Here is a 20,170-nt window from a genome sequence, read left to right on the forward strand (position 1 = left end):
CCGCGCTGTGCGACCTGACCCGTGAAGGCAGCCGCACGGCACGGATGTTCAAGGTCACCTTACTCCGTTGCGTGCGCGTGAATCGCGCTGGTCTGCATCGACCACGCCATCCACGGACGCCGCAACGCGACGATCGAGAGGAACGCACAAGCGGCCAGCGCGCCGAAGGTCGCAAAGCCCATCTGATAGCTGCCCGTGCTTTCCTTCGCGATACCCATCACGACCGGCAGATAGAAGCCGCCGATGCCGCCCGCGGCGCCCACGATGCCCGACATCAGCCCGGTGCGCCCCGCCCAACGATGCGGCACGAGCTGGAACGTCGCGCCGTTGCCGAGACCGAACGCCACGTACAGTAACAGCAGCAGCGCAATCCCGCCGGTCAGCGACGGCATCGCGGCGGCGAACACGAAGTCGGCGAGCGAAATAACGGCAAGCAAAAACGTCAGCGCGCGCACGCCGGACACCTTGTCCGCAATCAGCCCGCCGAGCGGCCGCACCATCGCGCCGGTCGCGGCAAGCAGCGCCATGAACAGACCTGCGTCGATCTTCGACAGCTGATACAGGTTGGTCAACAGCAGCGTCACGTACGACGACATGCCGACAAAACCGCCAAAGGTGATGCTGTACACCAGCATGATGACCCACGTATCGCGCTCGGCCAGCACCGTGCGATAACGGTGCGGCAGCACCGCGATCGCCAGCAGCGCGCCGATCACCGGCAACAGCAGCACACCGGTCTTGCCCGCGCCGAACACGCCCGCTTCGACCAGCAGCACCAACACGATCAAACCGGCAAGCGTCACCGCGAAGCTGCCGAATGCGCGCAGCACGCTGCCCGATTTCACGCCGGAGTCGTTGGCCCAGAAGTACAGCGTGATGGCGGAGATCGCGAGCAACGGCAGTGCGCCGCCGGCCGCCACCTGCCAGCCGAAATGGGTTGCCAGCTGCGGGAACAGGAAACCGTCCAGCACCGCGCCGATGTTGCCGGCAGCGGCCAGGCCCAGCACCAGGCCCTGCACCTTCGGCGGATAGTTGCTGCCGGCCATCGGCAGCGCCACCGCGAAGCTCGCACCGCCCACGCCGAGAAACACCCCGAGCACCAGCAGCAGCGTGTACGACGGCACCGACGGCAACAGCGGCAGCACGATCGTCGGCACCGCCGACAACAGCACGCCCATCAGTGCGATGCGCTTGCCATGCGCCGATTGATACAGGTTACCGAGCGTCACGCGCAGAATTGCCGCCGACAGCACCGGCACCGCGACCAGCAAGCCCTGCTGCGCGGGCGTCATCGTAATGCTCTTGCTGATGAACGGCGCGAGCGGCCCGTACAGCACCCAGACGGTGAAGCCGGTGTCGAAATAGAGGAAACACGCCACTAGCGCGCGCCAGTCCCCGCTTTTCAAGGAGCTCAACAAGTTCTTCATTAGACATCCTCACATATGCTGATTGTTCGCTGACCTGGCACGCTGCACTGACGCACTGCGCACCGGAATGGTCGCGATGTTGAACACCGGTCTGGTCATGCAACGTTCATGCCATCCGAAACCGTCTGCCGATACTTTCCTGCCTGCTTTTTTGAAACCTGAAACCTGAAACCTGAAACCGTGCTTGTTCCGGCGCGCCGAAGCGTTGATATACATCAGTAAACATCACGTACGTAGCGCTTTTCCTGCGCGAGGCGGCTCACATACTCGAGCGCTTTTTCCTCGCTCATGCCGCCGTGCCGGGCGACCACTTCCTTGAGCGTCGCATCGACATCTCTCGCCATCCGGCTTGCATCGCCGCACACATAGAAATGCGCGCCGTCTTCGAGCCATGACCAGAGTTGCGCGCCCTGCTCGCGCATGCGGTCCTGCACGTAGATCTTTTCCGCCTGATCGCGTGAGAACGCGACATCGAGCCGGGTCAGCACGCCGCTGTCGCGCAGCGCTTCGAGTTCGTCGCGATAGTAGAAATCGGTCGCGGCATGTTGCTCGCCGAAGAACAACCAATTGGGTCCCCTATCGCCGCGTGCACGCCGCTCGTGCAGAAAGCCGCGAAACGGTGCAACGCCGGTGCCGGGGCCGACCATGATCGTCGGCGTGTCCGACCCGCGCGGAGGACGAAAGTGTGCGGACTGCTGCACGAACACCGGCACGTTCACGTCGCCCGCGCGGTCGGCGAGAAACGTCGACGAAACGCCCTTGCGATTGCGGCGGCCATTGCTATAGCGAACCGCGGCAACGGTCAGATGAACTTCGCCCGGATGCGCCTTCGGGCTCGATGCGATCGAATACAGGCGCGGCTGCAAACGCTTGAGCATGCCGGTCAATTCCGACGCCGTCAGGTCCACCGGAAATTCATGCAGCACGTCGGCGAGCTGTTGTCCCCACAGCCATTGCTTGAGGTCCGCTTTGCGCTCAGGCGCCAGCAGATCGCGCAACGCGCCGTTGCGGCTGCGCGAGGCGATGAACGCAAGCGAGTCAGGGTTCGGACGGGCAATTTCGTAGTGCTTGCCGAGTGCATCGGCGAGGCGCATTTCACCCGCACCGGACACGTTCACGGCGGCGTCGGCGCTCAGACCGCTCAGGCCGATCAATTCATCGACCAATTCGGGGCAATTGCTCGGCCATACGCCCAACGCATCGCCGACTTCGTATTCAAGGCCGGAGTCGCCGGTGTTCAGCGAGAAGTAGCGCGTATCCTTCACGGCGCCCTGCTTGTTCAATTTCAGGTTCTTCACCAGCCGCGACGCGGCCGGACGCGTTTTAGTCGGCACGACGCCCGGCACCACGGCATTGATCATGCCGTCTCGCGGCACCGCATACAGCGCGGCATCCTCTTCCTTGATGCGCACGATGATGCGTTCGAGCCACGCGTCGGCGATCTCCTGGTACTCGCTGTCGCAGTCGGTGCGATCGAGAAGACGCAGCGCGCCTCGAGCCGTCAGGCGTTCATCCAGGCGGCGGCCATGGCCGCAAAACTGGTCGTAGTTGCGGTCGCCAAGCGCCAGCACGGCGTAGTGCACGCCGTCGAGACGAGGCGCGGCATCGCTCGCCAGTTGCGTCCAGAAGCTTTGCGCGTTATCCGGCGGATCGCCGTCGCCGTAAGTGCTCGTCATCAGCAGCACGTATTGCGCTTTGGCGAGCGCCGATGCCGGGTAGTCCTCCATGCACGATGTGCGAATCTCGAAGCCCGATTCCATCAGGCGCGTGGCGTAACGTTCGGTGAGCGATTCGGTATTGCCGGTTTGCGAGGCCCACAACAAGGTCACCTTGGGCCGCACACGCACGATGCGCACCGCGGACGAATGCGCGTCGTCCGTCTGCGGCGCCGGCGCGCCGCGCGACGCCGCGTTCGGTCCGCTGCGGCTATACAGCCCGCCGAGCAAACCGTCCACATAGAGGCGCGTCGCGGCATCGAACGGTGCGCTGGGCGGCAGCACCGGCACGCTGTCGATGCCCTGTGCTTCAGCCGAGCGCAGCCCGCCGACAAAACCGGCGAGATAGGCATGTTCGGCCGCGTTGAACGACGGCGCGGGCAACTGCGGAAGCTGCAGCAAACGGGTGAGTGCATTGATACGGGGCATGTCCGGCTCCTCGGCGCTCGCAGGCGTTGCGTTTGCCGATGCGCGAGAAGCATCGGCGAGCGTCTCGTCGTGGGTGTCGAATGTCGTCGGCGCGATCGTGTCGAGCGCCACCGGACTCAGCGCGACCGCGCAGAACTTGAGTTCGGGTTGCTGCGAGACCGGATCGATTGCATCGCTCGTCACGGCGTTGATGCACAGGTCGTCGCCGAATACGTCGTTCCAGTGCATCGGCGCAAAGCAGTTGCCGGCGCTCACCCGCTCGGTGACGACCGCTGGCAACACCGCACGGCCACGGCGCGAGCGAATCTCGACCGGGTCCTTCGGCTTGATGCCGAGCGTGGCGGCGTCTTCGGGATGAATCTCGACGAACGGCCCCGGGTTCAGCTTGTTGAGCATCGCGACCTTGCCGGTCTTGGTCATCGTGTGCCATTGATGCTGCAAGCGGCCGGTGTTCAAAACGATCGGAAATTCCCGATCGGGCAATTCGGCGGGGGCCGCATAAGCGCGTGCAAAAAACACCGCCTTGCCGCTGGCGGTCGGAAACACGAGCCGCGGACGGCTACCGTCGGGCCGTTCCTTCAGCGTTTGGCTGACGCCGTCGTTGAGATAGCGAACCGGGTTGCGCTCGCTCGAGTCTGCCGACGCAAGCGGCCATTGCAGCGGCGTTTCCTTCAGACGGCGATGGCTCGCACCGCGCAGGTCGTAGCCGGTTTTCGGATTCGACGCGCGGGTGATTTCCGCGAACACCTCTTCGGCGCTCGTGTAGCTGAACGCATCAGCAAAACCCATTTCGCAGGCAATGCGCGCGATGATCTGCCAATCCGGCAACGCGGCGCCCGGCGGCTCGATGCCCTTTTGCATCAGCGTCAGATTGCGCTCCGAGTTGATCATCACGCCTTCGGCTTCGGCCCACAGCGCGCCGGGCAGCAGCACGTCGGCGTAATGGTTGGTCTCGGTGTCGAGGAATGCGTCTTGAGCGATCACCAGTTCCGCCGCCCGCAAACCGGCGATGGCGTTCTGGCGGTTCGCGACACTCGCCACCGGATTGGTGCAGATGATCCAGCACGCCTTGATCTCGCCCGCGGCCATGCGCGTGAACATATCAATCGTGCCGTTGCCGGTCTCGCGCTTCAGTGTGCCCTTCGGAATGCCCCACAGGTCTTCGATGAACGCGCGGTCTTCGTCGACGAGCACCGAACGCTGGCCCGGCAAGCCCGAACCCATGTAGCCCATTTCACGGCCGCCCATCGCATTCGGCTGGCCCGTCAGCGAAAACGGTCCGCTGCCGCGGCGACAGATTTTGGCCGTAGCCAGATGCAGGTTGCAGATCGCGTTCGTATGCCATGTGCCGTGCGTGCTTTGATTCAGACCCATGGTCCAGCAGCTCATCCACTCGGGCGCCGCGCCGATCCATTGCGCGGCTTTGTGGATGTCCTCGACGGCCAGGCCCGTGATCCCGGCGACCTTCTCCGGCGTGTAGTCGGCGAGGAACGCGGGCATCTCATCCCAGCCTTCGGTGGCCTCGGCGATAAATTCGGCATCCGTATGACCGTTCCGATGCAGCAGATGCAGCAAGCCGTTGAGCAATGCGAGGTCGGTGCCCGGCTTGATCCGCATGAACAGGTCGGCCTTATCGGCGGTCGTATTGCGGCGCGGATCGACGACGATCAGTTTGGCGCCCGCCTTCACGCGATCCATCATCCGCAGGAACAGAATCGGATGACAGTCCGCCATATTCGCGCCGATTACGAAGAACAGATCGGCGTGGTCGATGTCTTCATACGATCCCGGCGGGCCGTCCGCACCGAGCGAAAGCTTGTAGCCGCTGCCCGCGCTCGCCATGCACAGCCGCGAATTCGATTCGATGTTGTTGGTGCCGACAAAACCCTTCGCGAGCTTGTTGACCAGATACTGCGCCTCGATCGACATCTGACCGGACACATAGAACGACAGCGCATCCGGCCCGTGTTCGTCGAGCAGGCCGCGCAAGCGCGCCGCCGTGCTGCTGATCGCCTGCGCCATCGGCAGCGGCGCCGGGTCCTGGTCGCGTGCGTGGCGCACGAACGCGTCTTCCAGACGTCCCGACTTGCGCAACGCGACGTGTGCCGACTGGCCCTTCGTGCACAGCCGTCCGAAGTTGACCGGATGCTCCTTGTCACCGGAAATCCTGACGACCTGGCCGTCCTCGACGTGCAGCACCATGCCGCAGCCAACGCCGCAGTATGGGCACACGGTTTTTACGCTATTGCTCGCCATGTCGCGTGAGATCGTTCGAAGAAAAGGGAATAATCAGCGGCTCAGACCTCGACCCACACCTGGCCGTCTTCCACCCGCGCGGCAAACGCGTTGACGGCATATTCCGGCGTTTCAAGGCACTCGCCGGTGCGCAGATCGAAGTGATGCTTGTAGATCGGCGAGGCAACCACCAGGCGCTCGCCAAGGCTGCCGATCAGCCCGCGAGACAGCACGGCGGCTTGCGAACCCGGATCGAAGTTTTCGATCGCGAACACGCTGTTGTTCGTGTCGCCTTCGCTCACATGAAATACCGCCACCTGTTCGCCGTTGACGAGCGCGCAAACGCCCGTGTTGGGAACGATGTCGTCGAGCGGGCAAATCGGCGTCCAGGTGCGCGGCAGGCGGTCGTAGTTCATCGCGGAAGTCCTCGGTAAATGGCGAAAAAAGAATCAGGCGGTTTCGACAACGACGGGAATCTCAGCCAGCTTCGATTGCCGCTCGGCAGGCGTCGCGGGCCGGATCTGGCCGCGCTCTTCGACGAACTTCACGGTGTTGTCGGCCTGATTGCTGTTGACGAAATGACGGAAGCGTTTGCGCGTCTCGGGATCGGTGACCGCCTTTTTCCACTCGTCTTCGTAGGTGTCGACCACGTGCTGCATTTCAGCTTCGAGTTCCGCCGCAACCCCGAGTCGATCGTTGACGACCACGTCGATCAGATACGCGAGACCGCCTTCGAGGTTGCCGCGCCACACGCTGGTGCGTTGCAGCCGGTCGGCGGTGCGCACGTAGAACATCAGAAAGCGGTCGATGTAGCGCACCAGCGTCTCATTATCGAGGTCCGACGCGAGCAGTTCGGCGTGCCGCGGCTTCATGCCGCCGTTGCCGCACACGTAGAGATTCCAGCCCTTCTCGGTGGCGATGATGCCGACGTCCTTGCTCTGCGCTTCCGCGCATTCGCGGGTGCAGCCCGACACGCCGAACTTGATCTTGTGCGGCGTGCGCAAGCCCTTGTAGCGGTTCTCGAGTTCGACCGCGAGGCCCACCGAATCGCCGACGCCGTAGCGGCACCACGTGGAGCCGACGCACGACTTCACGGTGCGCAGCGACTTGCCGTACGCATGGCCCGATTCGAAACCGGCGGCGATCAGTTCTTCCCAGATGAACGGCAGTTGCTCGACGCGCGCACCGAACATATCGACCCGCTGACCGCCGGTGATCTTGGTGTAGAGGCCGTATTTCTTCGCGACCTGGCCGACTGCGATCAGGCCGTCGGGCGTGACTTCGCCGCCCGGCATGCGTGGCACGACCGAATAGGTGCCGTCGCGCTGGATGTTGGCGAGGTAGTAATCGTTGGTGTCCTGCAGCGACGCGTGCTCTTTCTTCAGCACGAATTCGTTCCAGCACGACGCGAGGATGCTCGCCACCGCCGGTTTGCAGATATCGCAGCCAAGACCGTGACCGTGTTTCGCCAGCAATTCGCCGAAGCTGCGCACGCCTTCGACACGCACGATGTGATACAGCTCCTGGCGCGAATACGGGAAGTGCTCGCACACGTGATTGTTGACGGCGAGACCCTGCTTCTTCATCTCGGCCTTCATCACCTGGGTGACGAGCGGCACGCAGCCGCCGCACGAGGTGCCTGCCTGAGTCGCGCATTTGAGCGCGCCGATGTCGGTCGCGCCCGCGCACACTGCCGCGCACAGGTCACCCTTCGAGACGTTGTTGCACGAGCAGATCTGCGCGCCGGCAGGGAGTGCCTCGACGCCGAGCGCCGGTTTCGCCTGACCGTCCGCTTGCGGCAGGATCAGGAATTCAGGCGCTGCCGGCAGTTCGATGCGGTTCAGCATCATCTGCAGCAGGCTGCCGTACTCGCTCGCGTCGCCGACCATCACGCCGCCGAGCAGATACTTGCCGCATTCGGACACCACCAGCTTCTTGTAGACCTGCTTGCGCTCGTCGCTGAATTGATACGCGCGGCTGCCCGGCGTGTTGCCGTGCGCATCGCCGATGCTCGCGACGTCCACGCCCATCAGCTTGAGCTTGGTGCTCATGTCGGCGCCGGCAAATTCCGCCGAGTCGCCGAGCAGCTGCTTCGCCACCGCGCGCGCCATGTCATAACCCGGCGCGACGAGGCCGAACAGCTGACCGTTCCACAGCGCGCACTCGCCGATCGCGTAGATGTGCGGATCGCTGGTGCGGCACGCGTTGTCGATCACGATGCCGCCGCGCGCGCCGAGCGCCAGGCCGCTCTCGCGCGCGAGATCATCACGTGGACGAATGCCGGCGGAGAACACGATCATGTCGGTGTCGAGATGACTGCCGTCGGCGAACTGCATGCGGTGCGTGCCATTCTCGCCGTCCACGATCGCCGTGGTGTTCTTCTGCGTGTGCACGGTCACGCCGAGTTCTTCGATCCTGGTGCGCAGCACGCGGCCGCCGCCGTCGTCGACCTGCACTGCCATCAGGCGCGGCGCGAATTCGACCACGTGGGTTTGCAGGCCCATGTCGCGCAATGCTTTCGCGCATTCGAGGCCGAGCAGACCACCGCCGACCACCGTGCCCGTCTTCGAGCGCGCGCCGCATTCCTGCATCGCTTCGAGGTCGTCGATGGTGCGGTAGACAAAGCAGTCGGCGCGTTCGCGGCCCTGCACCGGCGGCACGAACGGATACGAGCCGGTGGCGAACACCAGCTTGTCGTACGGCAGCGTCTCGCCGGTCGACACCGTCACGGTGCGCGCATCGCGGTCGATCGAGACCGCCTTCGCGTTCAGCTTGAGCAACACGTTCTGGCGTTCGAAGAAACCCGGTTCGACCAGCGAGAGATCGTCCGCCGATTTGCCCGCGAAGAATTCGGACAGATGCACGCGGTCGTACGCGGGGCGCGATTCTTCGCTCAGCACGGTGATGTCGAGACCGTGTGCCGCGTCTTGCGCCAGGCATTCAACCAGTTTGTGGCCGACCATCCCGTGACCGATAACGATGATTTTCATGACCGCGGTTTCCTCAATGTGCTGGGCTTGAATCGCTGCGGGCTGGTGCGCGAAAGCGATTCCGGAAATAAAAAACGGCGTCCCGCGAACCCAGTCGATGACTGAATTCGGGGGACGCCGTTGTCCAAACCTGTAATGCAGCGAGCACTGTGTTGTGGCACTCGCGCCGGATCCACGTTGATCCGATGGCAAGGCTTACAGCAAAGGTCGTGCCAATTGTGCGAAAAGCCTGCTGCAAGGCCGTGCCGCGAGGGTTTGCGGCGAATGGCACACGCGTGCGGCGAGCCCGGCACGCGACGCGTTTTGATGCAGCCAGGCACTCGGGTGGTGCGACGCAGCACTGCGCACGTGCGAGGGGCGAGTGGAGTAGCAAGTGGACGCAATGCGCCGAGGATCGTCTAAACCGACGAACAGGCTGCGGGCAAAGCGATCGCGCAAGCCGCGTGAACCGCAGCATGAACCGCGAACACACTTAAACTCGTCGCTCAACGAATCGGCCAACTCATCGGCCAACTCATCGGCCAACTCATCGGCCAACTCATCGGCCAACTCATCGGCTAACGAATCGGCCAAAACCTAGTCGCCGAACCCCAACTCGGCTTCGACGTCTTGCCCGACGCGCAGCCATGCCCCCGCTCCACGCGCGACGATCGCATTGTTGCCGAACGTCAACGCCCCGCCGCGCTGCGCATTCGCGCGGTAGACGCTCATCGTGTCGGTCGGTTCGTTCGGCCAGTCGGGGTCGGGCGCGCCTTTGGCCTGATCGATGGTCGGCATCGGACAGCGCGAGCACAGTTTGACCAGTTGCAGTCGCACGAACGGCTCGGCCTGCGCTTCGCCGCCGACACTCAGGCTTTCCACATAGTCCTCTTCGTACGGATCGAGCCCCGTCAACACGACGTTGGGCCGGAACCGGTCGATCGGAATCGACGGCGCGCCCTTGCGGTTCAGGCGGGCATTCAGATCGTCGAGCGATGCCTGGCCGATCACCAGCAACGGAAAGCCGTCGGCGAAATGCGTGGTTGCGCCGATCTCGCCGGCGTATTCCGGATCGACGACGCGCCCGCGCCGCGGATCGAAGCGCAACAGCCGCGCCGGCACGCCGAGAAAGGTCGAAAACCATGCGGCGCTGGGCTCGCCGGTGTCGAGCCCGTGGACCGCGTCGTTCCAGACCGTGGTCTGCACCGGTTGCGGCGCGGCGAGTTCGGCCGCGTCGAGCGGCGTGCGCAATTCGTTCATGCCCGGCGCGCTGATCACCAGATCATGCTCGCCGAGCGCGACCTCGATCAACGCCATGCGCGGGTACGCACGCTGCGTGAGCATCGCGCCGCTCGGGTCGGTCACCATCCAGCTTCGGTCGTATTCGAAGCCGGTGGCGAGCAGGCGCGCTTTGTTCAGCGCAATACCGGCACACGATTTGATCGGATAGACGTAAAGCTCGCTGATAGCAGGCATGGTGTGGGGACCCGCGGTATCTGCCGTTGCAGGTGTCGATTGTAAGGGCTCTGCGCGGCGGGAGCCGGTCACGCGGAAAATGGACGTAAAATTCTCGCCAGACGCATCCGGACGGCGCCGCGCGTACTTCGGTGCGCCACTGGATAGCACTTGTAGAAGCATCCCCTAACCGAGACAGGACATTCATTATGCTGAGCAAACCCGTGTTGACCGTTGCCGAAACGACCCGAATCCTCGAAGCCGCCCGCGCGGAGGCCGAAAAGAACCAGTGGGCCGTCGCCATCGTGGTGGTCGACGACGGCGGCCATCCGCTCGGGCTGCTGCGTCTGGACGGCAGCGCCCCGGCCAGCGCCTACATCGCGACGGAAAAAGCCCGCACGTCGGCGATGGGCCGCCGCGAAACCAAGGTATATGAAGACATGATCAACAACGGCCGCACCGCATTCCTGAGCGCGCCGTTGCAAGGCACGCTGGAAGGCGGCGTGCCGGTGATCGTCGACGGCCAGGTGGTCGGCGCGGTGGGCGTTTCGGGCGTCAAGTCGGATCAGGACGCGCAGATCGCCCGCGCGGGTATTCAAAGCATCGCCGTCTGATTTTTTCGCGGCAACAATAGAAGAAGCTAAACAGAAGCACAACGCGGGCCGATGCCCCCTCATCGGCCCCATTCAGATGGAGCAGTCGATGACTCAGATGAACTCGCGCGGTGGACTGCAAGTCGCCGCCAACCTCGACCAGTTCGTCGAAACGGAAGCCCTGCCCGGCACCGGTATCGACAGCGCCGCATTCTGGTCGGGTTTCGACGCCCTCGTGCACGAGCTGGCGCCCAAAAACCGTGCGCTGCTGGCCGAGCGCGACCGCCTGCAAACAGAACTCGATCACTGGCATCGCGCCAATCCGGGTCCGGTGCGCGATCTGCGCGCGTATCGCGCCTTTCTCGAAGGCATCGGCTATATCGTGCCGGTACCCGCGAGCGTCAAAGCCACGACCGACCACGTGGACACCGAAATCGCCGAACAGGCCGGCCCGCAACTCGTGGTGCCGCTGTCCAACCAGCGCTACGCGCTGAACGCAGCGAACGCGCGCTGGGGCAGCCTGTACGACGCGCTCTACGGCACCGACGCGATTCCCGAGACCAACGGCGCCGACCGGCAGAAGACCTTCAACCCGGTGCGCGGCGCCGCGGTGATCGCTTATGCGCGCACGTTTCTCGATCAGGCTGCCCCGCTTGCGAGCGGCTCTCATGCCGATGCGACGCGTTACAGCGTCGAAGGCGGCAAACTGGTCGTCGCGGTGAAGAGCGGCACGACCGGACTGAAAACGCCGGCGCAGTTCATCGGCTATCAGGGCGAAGCGGGCGCGCCGTCCGCTGTGCTGCTCAGGCACAACGGCCTGCACTTCGAAATCCAGATCGACGCGAACGATTCGATCGGCAAGACCGATCCGGCACATGTGAAGGACGTGCTGGTCGAAGCGGCGGTGAGCACGATCATCGACTGCGAAGACTCGGTGGCCGCCGTCGATGCCGACGACAAGGTCCAGCTCTATCGCAACTGGCTCGGCCTGATGAACGGCGATCTGACCGAAGAGGTCACGAAGAACGGCAAGACCTTCACGCGGCGACTGAATGCGGATCGTGAATATAAAACGGCGGACGGTTCGTCGTCGCTGAAACTGCATGGCCGCTCGCTGCTTTTCGTGCGCAACGTCGGTCATTTGATGACGAATCCGGCCGTGCTGACCCAGGACGGCAAAGAGATTCCGGAAGGCATTCTCGATGCGGTGATCACCACGCTGTGCGCGCTGCACGACCGTCGGCACAAGCTGAACTCGCGCACCGGCTCGATCCATATCGTGAAGCCGAAAATGCACGGCCCGGCTGAAGTCGCGTTCGCGAACGAACTGTTCGCGCGCGTCGAAGACCTGCTGAAGCTGCCGCGCAACACGATCAAGATGGGCATCATGGACGAGGAGCGCCGCACCAGCGTCAATCTGCTCGCCTGTATCGCCGAAGCGTCGGCGCGCGTTGCGTTCATCAACACGGGGTTCCTCGATCGCACCGGCGACGAAATGCACACGGCAATGGAAGCCGGCCCGATGATACGCAAGGGCGACATGAAGTCAAGCGCATGGATTACCGCATACGAGCGCAGCAACGTGCTGGCCGGTTTGAGCGCGGGCCTGCGTGGCCGCTCGCAGATCGGTAAGGGCATGTGGGCGATGCCGGACCTGATGCACGCGATGCTCGAACAGAAGATCGCCCATCCGAAGGCCGGCGCGAACACCGCATGGGTGCCCTCGCCGAGCGCCGCGACGCTGCACGCGCTGCACTATCACCAGGTCGACGTGCAAGCGGTTCAGCAGGAACTGGAACGCACTGACTATGCAACCGTGCGCGACGAACTGCTCGACGGCCTGTTGACGATTCCCGTCGTCGACACGGCGAAGTGGAGCGACGCCGAGATCCGCAGCGAACTCGATAACAACGTGCAAGGCATTCTCGGCTACGTGGTGCGCTGGATCGATCAGGGCGTGGGCTGCTCGAAGGTGCCGGACATTCACAACGTCGGCCTGATGGAAGACCGTGCCACGCTGCGCATTTCCAGCCAGCACATCGCCAACTGGCTGCATCACGGCGTGGTGACGCGCGAACGGGTCGAAGAAACCTTCAGGCGGATGGCGAAGGTGGTCGACGGGCAGAACGCGGACGATCCTCACTACAAGCCGATGGCGCCGAACTTCGACTCGCTGGCGTTCAAGGCCGCGCAGGCGCTGGTGTTCGAAGGACGCGCGCAGCCGAGCGGCTACACGGAACCGTTGCTGCACAAGTTCCGGCTGGAAGTGAAGAAGGGCTGAAGATCTGTCTAGCCGCCGCTCGGGCGATGCTCGAGCCCGGCTGAAAAGAAAGACGGGCGCCGCGTGGTTTGCGGCACCCGTTTTTAATGTGCGCGTTGCTGCCGCACGTCCCTGCTACGTGGATCGGTTGCTGCTCGAGCGCTTGACGCGCTCAAGCCTCTCAAGCTTGTTAAGCCGCTTCAGCCGTGTACTGAGCCGGCAGATTGGCCTGCAGGTACGTTTGCAAATACGCTTCGAACTCCGCCTTCACTTCCGGATGACGCAGCGCGAATTCGACCGTCGCTTTCAGATAGCCGAGCTTGCTGCCGCAATCGAAGCGCGTACCGAAGTAGCGATACGCGAGCACCTGCTCTTCCGTCAGCAGCGATTGCACCGCATCGGTCAATTGAAGCTCGCCGCCCGCGCCGGGCTTCAGCGCCCGGATATGCTTGAAGATGGTCGGCATCAGCACATAGCGGCCCACCACGCCGAGGTTCGACGGCGCCTGGTCCGGCGCCGGCTTCTCGACGATGCCCGACAGCTTGATCACGTTATCTTCCCATTCCTTGCCGTCCACGACACCGTACGAGCGGCTGTCTTCGCGCGCGATGGTTTCGACGCCGATCACCGAGCTGTGATAGTGGTTGAACGTGTCGACCAACTGGCTCATCACCGGCTTCGTGCTGTGCAGCAAGTCATCGGCAAGAATCACGGCGAACGGGCTGTCGCCCACCAGTTTCTCGGCGCACAGCACCGCGTGGCCGAGGCCGAGCGCTTCGGCCTGACGCACATAGAAACAGTCGACGTTGGCCGGCTTGATGCTGCGCACGAGATCGAGCAGCTTCTGCTTGTTGCGTGCCTCGAGTTCGGCTTCGATTTCATACGACTTGTCGAAATGATCTTCAATGGCGCGCTTGCTGCGGCCTGTCACGAAGATCATCTCGGTGATGCCGGCGGCAATTGCTTCTTCCACCGCGTATTGAATCAGCGGCTTGTCGACGATCGGCAGCATTTCCTTCGGGCTTGCCTTGGTGGCCGGCAGGAAGCGTGTTCCGAGGCCCGCCACGGGAAACACGGCTTTGGTGACTTTCAGCATGGTTGGCATTCCCACATCGGTTAGAAATTAGTGTGTTCGCGGGCCTGTCGGCCACTCGCTGTCACCGAAAAGACTAACAAAAAAATTAATCCAATTCACGCGTGAAATATTTTCGATTCGAATAAATAAATCAATTCCGTTACCGATATGCTGAATCGAGTTAAACATCAGGAAATAATTACGTATCGAAATCGAATTCCGGCGAAAATGCTGAAAATTTTACGCATCCGCGCGCCGGCGGCCGGCAGTTCGGCCCGGGCCGGGTGAACCGGGTCCGGACGCGAATGGAGGTGACCGTGACTATGCTGCTTACTCGTTTTCTTCGAGTTGCGGCAGCTTGCCCGGGTTGATGCGAAAACGACGGATCGGTTCGTTGCGCAGCGCCTCGCGGTACGCGGAGGCGGCAACGAGGATCAGCAGCACGGCGATGCCGGCGAGTAAATGCAGGTTCATGACTTCACCCCCTGGTCAGAGAATCCGTGTCGTAAATTAGCACGACAAAATCAGCAAATAATTCGTCTTTGCACATCGTTATGCGCAATTACAATTCGTCACAAAAACCGCCATTTAATTAGCGCTGGCAGGCGATTTTTTATCGATTTTTTCGCATCCGCCGTGCACTACGATGTGATGCACCGCAGGCGCGCATGGCGCGCCCGGGAACAGGTTTTTTCCTCCGTCAGAATAAGGACCGCGCATGAGCGACTCTGCACTGGATGCCGCCGGCTCATCCCTGCCCCTCTCCCCGCCGCGCCCTGCGGCACCGCCGCGTGTCCAGAGCGAAGCACGCGCGGACAGCGCCGGTAAGGAACATGTGATCGACGCCATGCGGGGCTTCGCCGCGCTGCTGGTCGCATATTTCCATTGCCGCCAGGTCGAATGGGTCGGCATGCAGACCTTCCATCAAAGCGTCGGCCATGCGCTGAATCTGAACGCGATTGCCGCGTACCTGACGTTCCCGATCGCCTGGGGCTCGGCCGGCGTGCCGATTTTCTTCGTGATCAGCGGCTACTGCATTCATCGCAGCGCCGCGCTGCGTCTGGCAAAAAATCCCGATTACCGCCTCGACACCGGCAATTTCTGGGTGCGCCGCTTCGCGCGCATTTATCCGGTGCTGCTCGCGGCGCTGGTGCTGACCTTCGCGCTCGACTGGATCAGCCTGCAGCTGCCGCCGGTCAACCACAAGATCCGCGAGATCGGCCTGCAGGCGTTCCTGGTCAATCTGTTTTCGCTGCAAGGCGTGGCCGGCAAGACTTTTGGGTCGAACGGCGCGCTGTGGACGCTGTCGCTCGAAGTCCAGTTCTACCTGATCTACCCGCTGCTGTTCGCGCTGCGCCGGCGTCTGGGCATGACTTCCGTGCTGGCGATCGTCGCCGTGATCAACGTGCTGTCCGCCTACGTGCTCGAGCGCCACGATATCCAGTTCTTCCCGTCGTACTGGTTCTCGTGGACGCTCGGCGCGTGGATCGCCGACGCGAAGGCCCGTAGCGCGCCGGATGCGCGCTCGCCGGCCTGGCTCTACGGGCTCGCCGCGGCGTTCATCGCGCTCGGCTGCGTGGCGTTCCATTACGGTCAATACGGTGCGTTCCAGTTGTGGGCGATCGGCTTCGCGTTCTATCTGTACAAGGCGCTGGCGCGCCCTCGTGCCGCCAGCGCCGAAACGGCCGGCGTGCGCCTGCTGTCGCGCTTCGGCGATTTCAGCTTCTCGATGTACCTGATCCATCTGCCGATCTTCGTGCTGCTGTCGTCGCTGCTGTTTCGCTCGTCGCTGCAAATGTCGATCTGGCCATCGTTCGGCTACATGCTGGTGGCCGTGCCGGTCGCCTATGTGTTCTACCGGCTGGTCGAATTGCCGGCGATGAAGTGGTCGGCGAGTTTCAAGCCGAAAGCCGCGTTGAAACAGGCCTAAGCGGCTCGCGATAAAAAAACGGAGCGAAGATCGTCAAGACTTTCGCTCCGTTGCGCTAACGACAACTTTTGCTCCGCCGCGCTGACGACAGGAACCGGCCGGGTTCCTGCCTGACTTTGCCAACCCGGCCCGCGTTAAACCGTTTCAGCGGTCCACCACGCGCTTCAGAATCCGCGCGACGCCTTCCACGTACGCCGCCGTTCCAAACCGGCTCAGCGCCGTCTGATAGCCGTTGTTGATCAACTTGTTGCGAAGTTCGTCGTTCGCGCGCAGTTCGGCCAGCGTATCGGCGAGACCGTGCGCGTCGCCCGGCGTGCACAGCACGCCGTTCTCGTAGTCGTCGATGATCTCCAGCACGCCGCCCGCGCGTGCCGCCACCACCGGCCGCTGCGCCAGCATCCCTTCGACGATCACGCGGCCGAACGGCTCCGGCGTGATCGACGTATGGACGACCGCGTCGACCGCGCACATGCACGCGGGGATGTCGTGCTGGAAGCCGAGGAAATGCACGCGGTCGCCCAGCTTGTGCGCGGCGACGAAGGCATGCAATTCGATCTCGTAAGCGTCTTCGCCGAACAGCGGCGCACCGACCATCACCGCGTGCATCTGCGGATTCAGCACCATCGCTTCGAGCAGCACGTGCTGCCCTTTCCAGCGCGCGAGGCGGCTGAACGAGCCGACCAGAAACGCGTCCTGCGGCAAGTTCAGGCGCCGGCGCAACGCCGCTTGCGCAACCGTGCGCAAGGCGTCGAACGGCGTCGCAGAGATGCCGTTGAACACCACGTCGATCCGCTTTTCGTCGAAGCGCGTCAGATCCGCGAACGCGCGCGCCGACGCCGCCGAATTGGCGATCACGTGCGTGAGGCCCAAGCGCGCGCACCACTTGATGATCGCCAGTTGCTTGCCGCCGAAATGCTCGGGGCTGACGATATCGCGCAGATGCCACACCACCGGCCGCCGCGCGAGCTTGCCGGCGATCACGCCGATCACCATCGCGCGTTGCGTGTTGGCGTAGATCACCTCGGCGTCGCGCGCGCGTTTCGCGGTCGCGCGCACGAGCGATATCAGGCCCTTGAGCGCCTGCCCCTTCGGCAATGAACCGCCTTGCTTGCGAACATGACGTAACGCGTCCGCGTCCAGCACGTTGACGATCACGCCGGCTTTGGCCAACGCGGTGCGGAACGGGCCGTCGTCGAACAGCACGACTTCGATGCGCGTACGCAATGCCTTGACGATTTCCAGCAAAGACAGCTCGGCGCCGCCGAGCACGCCGCTCTGATCGACAGCCAGGATGCGCGGCGTATGGGCGGCCGGCTCCGCTTTATATGGAACGTATGGCGGCAGCGTCGCCGCGCGCAGCGCCGGCACCGCAGCCCGCACATGCGCGAAGAAGCGTTCGCGGAAATTCCCGGCCGAAAACTGCTCGGCGTTGCCCCGACAGTCCTGAGGAGAAAAACGCTTCACGTGCTGATCGAAACGCTCGACTGCGGCGATGATCGACTCCGCGCTCTGCTCGTCGAAGAACATCCCCGTGGGCCGCGTTTCGGACAGATCGCGCACAGTTTCGAGCGCCCCGCCCTTGCCGTAGGCAATCACCGGCGTGCCGCAGGCCTGCGCTTCGACCACCGAGATGCCGAAGTCTTCTTCGGCGGCGAACACGAAGGCCTTGGCGCGGCTCATCCGGTCCTTCAGCACCTTGAATGGCTGATAGCCCATGATCTCGACATTCGGCGCCGCCTTCGCGCGGATCTTCTGCATGTCGGGACCGTCGCCGATCACCACCAGCTTGCGCTCCGGCATCCGCGCGAAGGCTTCGACGATCAGATCGATCTTCTTGTACGGCACCATCCGCGAGGCGGTCAGATAGAAATCGTCCTTTTCCGTGCAGAGCGAAAAGGCCTCGACGTCGACCGGCGGAAAGATCACCTGCGCATCACGCTGATAAACCTTCTTGATGCGCCGCGCGATGAAGTCGGAGTTCGCGACAAAGCCGTCCACCGAGTTCGACGTGCGGATATCCCAGTTGCGGATGTAGTGAAGAATCAGCCGCGCCATCGCCGATTTCGGACCGGCGGTCAGCTTCGACTGCTGCAGGTACTGGTGCTGCAAATCCCACGCATAGCGGATCGGCGAATGCACGTAGCTGATATGCACCTGGTCGGGACCGGTGAGAATCCCTTTGGCGACCGCGTGGCTGCTCGAAATCACCACGTCGTACGCCGACACGTCGAGCTGCTCGATCGCGAGCGGCATCAATGGCAGATAGGTGCGATATTTGGTGCGCGCGAGCGGCAGCTTCTGGATGAAGGAGGTCGTGACCGGTTTGCCGCGCAGGAAGCTGCGGTCGTCGAGAAAATCGACGAGGCTGAACAGGTCCGCGTCCGGAAAGCACGCGACGATCTGCTCGAGCACCTTCTCCGCGCCGGCATAGGTGACGAGCCAGTCATGCACGATCGCGATGCGCACTGCTTTGCCGGAGGCGCGCGGCGCGCGGCGCGGCGGCGCCTGAACGCCGGGGACGGTCGTGAGTTCAGCCAGCGCGCTGCGCGTCGTGGGTTGCAGCACGGCTTCTTCAAGGACATCGTTATTCATGCGCTTTTCCTCGGATTCAGTCGCAACAGCAGTGAGCGCGCAAGATCGCGCAAGGCGGGCGTCATCGTGATGGACCAGGCGAGATTCGCGCCCACCATCAATACACCGGCGACGATCGCCAAAGCGAGACTCGGCAGGAAACCGGCGAGCCACAGGCTAGCCAGCAGGAAAGCGAGATGCGCGAGCATGTCGAGCGCGATCTGCCGGGCGCGAATCGCCGACAGGCGCAGCAGCACCGCGTAATCGAAGAGCGCCCGGCCGGCCACGGCCATCGCCGCGCCGGTCAGGCCGAAATGGGCGATGCCCAGCCACAATGCCCCTGCAAACAAGGGCAATTCGAACAAACCGACCCGCGCGGCGGTGGCCGGATTGACCTGCGACTGGATCAGAATCCGCGTCACGTTGGCCTGCCCGACGAGCCACACGGCGACGATCATGATCCGGCCCACCGGGGCCGCCACCGTGGCGATTTCATTGCCGACCCACAGATGCAGGAACGGCTCCAGCACCAGCATCGCCACGAGCGCAACCGGCGTGAACACGCCATTGAGAAATTCGAGCGACTGCTGCGTGATGGTGTCGGCGTCCGCCCGGCCCACCGCCGAAAGCCGCGGAAACAGCGTGCGCACCAGCGCGGTCGGCACGATGTTCAAACGTGTGACGAGGTTCTGCGGCACCGTGTAATACGTGACGAAACGCGCGCCGAGACTCGTGCCGAGCATCACGCGGTCGAGCGATTCGGCAATCATGTTGGTGACGCTCGCAATCAGCATCCAGCCGCCGAAGTTGAACAGCCCCTTGGCCACACCGAACTGCGGCGGCAGAATGCTGCGAATCTCCAGCACCTTCAGCGCGGAACGGCCCAGCAGGATCGCCGCCAGAATCCGTGCGAACACGGCTGCGGCCAGCACGTTCTGCAAGGTCGCGCCCAGCCACAACGCGGCGCCGAGCGGCAGCAACTGGAACAGGAAGGTGCCGATCGTCTGGTTGGTGTTGTAGACGCCGAAGCGCTCAGCGCCGTTGATCGCGCCCGCGAACACCCACGACACATTGGCGATCGGAATCGCCACCGCGAGCCACGGCAGCGCCATATAGACTTCGTGCTGCAACGCCGGCGACACCTTGGTGAAATACGCGGTGTACAGAAACGCGCCGAAATAGATGATCAAGCCGCCGATCACACCGGTCGCGAGGTTCAGCCACGTCGCGCTCCAGAACACGCGGGCGCTCTCGTTCTGGTCGCCCGATGCGCGCGCCTTCGATATGTGATTCTGCGCGGCCATGCTCATGCCGAGATCGAGAATCCCGAAGTAGCCGATCAACGTCCACACGAGACTGATCACGCCGTAGCGCTCGACGCCGAGCAACTTGATATACGACGGCACGGTCACGAGCGATACGAAGGTCGGCAGAACCAGCCCGAAGAAATTGATCGCTACGTTCTTGAGAATGCCTTTGTCCATCGGATGCCCTGGGTTTGACTACGTTTG

The 20,170-nt window shown here is 63.3% G+C and carries 12 protein-coding genes; 3 read left to right on the forward strand and 9 right to left on the reverse strand.

Annotated elements, in window-relative coordinates:
• Window positions 1-59: 59 nt before the first annotated feature.
• From SB772_RS10345 to SB772_RS10365, 5 genes are all read right to left on the reverse strand, one after another.
• On the reverse strand, window positions 60-1,427 hold the full coding sequence (locus tag SB772_RS10345; RefSeq protein WP_410833160.1) for an MFS transporter: 1,368 nt from the start codon (window positions 1,425-1,427) through the stop codon (window positions 60-62).
• A gap of 215 nt (window positions 1,428-1,642) precedes the next feature.
• Window positions 1,643-5,827 carry a molybdopterin-dependent oxidoreductase gene (locus SB772_RS10350; RefSeq protein ID WP_410833161.1) on the reverse strand — a complete coding sequence of 1,395 codons (4,185 nt, stop codon included), beginning with the start codon at window positions 5,825-5,827 and terminating at the stop codon, window positions 1,643-1,645.
• A 41-nt stretch (window positions 5,828-5,868) separates the two neighbouring features.
• Window positions 5,869-6,222: a nitrite reductase small subunit NirD gene (gene nirD / locus SB772_RS10355; protein ID WP_410833162.1), complete on the reverse strand. Its 354-nt coding sequence runs from the start codon at window positions 6,220-6,222 to the stop codon at window positions 5,869-5,871.
• A gap of 33 nt (window positions 6,223-6,255) precedes the next feature.
• Window positions 6,256-8,796 (reverse strand): nitrite reductase large subunit NirB, encoded by a 2,541-nt coding sequence (nirB, locus tag SB772_RS10360; protein WP_410833163.1) that lies wholly within the window; start codon window positions 8,794-8,796, stop codon window positions 6,256-6,258.
• Between the two features lie 576 nt (window positions 8,797-9,372).
• Complete coding sequence (locus tag SB772_RS10365) at window positions 9,373-10,251, reverse strand: MOSC domain-containing protein (protein ID WP_410833164.1); 879 nt, start codon at window positions 10,249-10,251, stop codon at window positions 9,373-9,375.
• Window positions 10,252-10,439: 188 nt separating this feature from the next.
• Between SB772_RS10365 and SB772_RS10370 the strand changes: the two genes are divergently transcribed.
• The gene (locus SB772_RS10370; protein ID WP_410833165.1) at window positions 10,440-10,844 is read left to right on the forward strand and encodes a heme-binding protein; all 405 of its coding nucleotides are present in this window, start codon (window positions 10,440-10,442) and stop codon (window positions 10,842-10,844) included.
• Between the two features lie 88 nt (window positions 10,845-10,932).
• Window positions 10,933-13,104 (forward strand): malate synthase G, encoded by a 2,172-nt coding sequence (locus tag SB772_RS10375; protein WP_410833166.1) that lies wholly within the window; start codon window positions 10,933-10,935, stop codon window positions 13,102-13,104.
• A 169-nt stretch (window positions 13,105-13,273) separates the two neighbouring features.
• On the opposite strand, the gene galU is transcribed toward SB772_RS10375, so the two are convergent.
• Both galU and SB772_RS10385 read right to left on the reverse strand, forming a co-directional pair.
• The gene (gene galU / locus SB772_RS10380; protein WP_410833167.1) at window positions 13,274-14,179 is read right to left on the reverse strand and encodes a UTP--glucose-1-phosphate uridylyltransferase GalU; all 906 of its coding nucleotides are present in this window, start codon (window positions 14,177-14,179) and stop codon (window positions 13,274-13,276) included.
• A 309-nt stretch (window positions 14,180-14,488) separates the two neighbouring features.
• The gene (locus SB772_RS10385) at window positions 14,489-14,632 is read right to left on the reverse strand and encodes a hypothetical protein (protein WP_165848068.1); all 144 of its coding nucleotides are present in this window, start codon (window positions 14,630-14,632) and stop codon (window positions 14,489-14,491) included.
• Between the two features lie 244 nt (window positions 14,633-14,876).
• On the opposite strand from SB772_RS10385, the gene SB772_RS10390 reads away from it, so the two are divergent.
• Entirely contained in the window at window positions 14,877-16,088 is a 1,212-nt protein-coding gene (locus tag SB772_RS10390; RefSeq protein WP_410833168.1) for an acyltransferase family protein, read from the forward strand.
• A gap of 144 nt (window positions 16,089-16,232) precedes the next feature.
• Here SB772_RS10390 and SB772_RS10395 read toward each other — a convergent pair whose 3' ends face one another.
• Window positions 16,233-18,680 (reverse strand): glycosyltransferase family 4 protein, encoded by a 2,448-nt coding sequence (locus tag SB772_RS10395; RefSeq protein WP_410833169.1) that lies wholly within the window; start codon window positions 18,678-18,680, stop codon window positions 16,233-16,235.
• Window positions 18,677-20,143 carry a flippase gene (locus SB772_RS10400; protein WP_410833170.1) on the reverse strand — a complete coding sequence of 489 codons (1,467 nt, stop codon included), beginning with the start codon at window positions 20,141-20,143 and terminating at the stop codon, window positions 18,677-18,679. Before SB772_RS10400 ends, SB772_RS10395 begins: the two co-directional genes overlap by 4 nt.
• Window positions 20,144-20,170 lie beyond the last annotated feature (27 nt).

The sequence above is a fragment of the Paraburkholderia sp. SIMBA_030 genome (assembly GCF_046535245.1).
Taxonomy (GTDB): Bacteria; Pseudomonadota; Gammaproteobacteria; order Burkholderiales; family Burkholderiaceae; genus Paraburkholderia.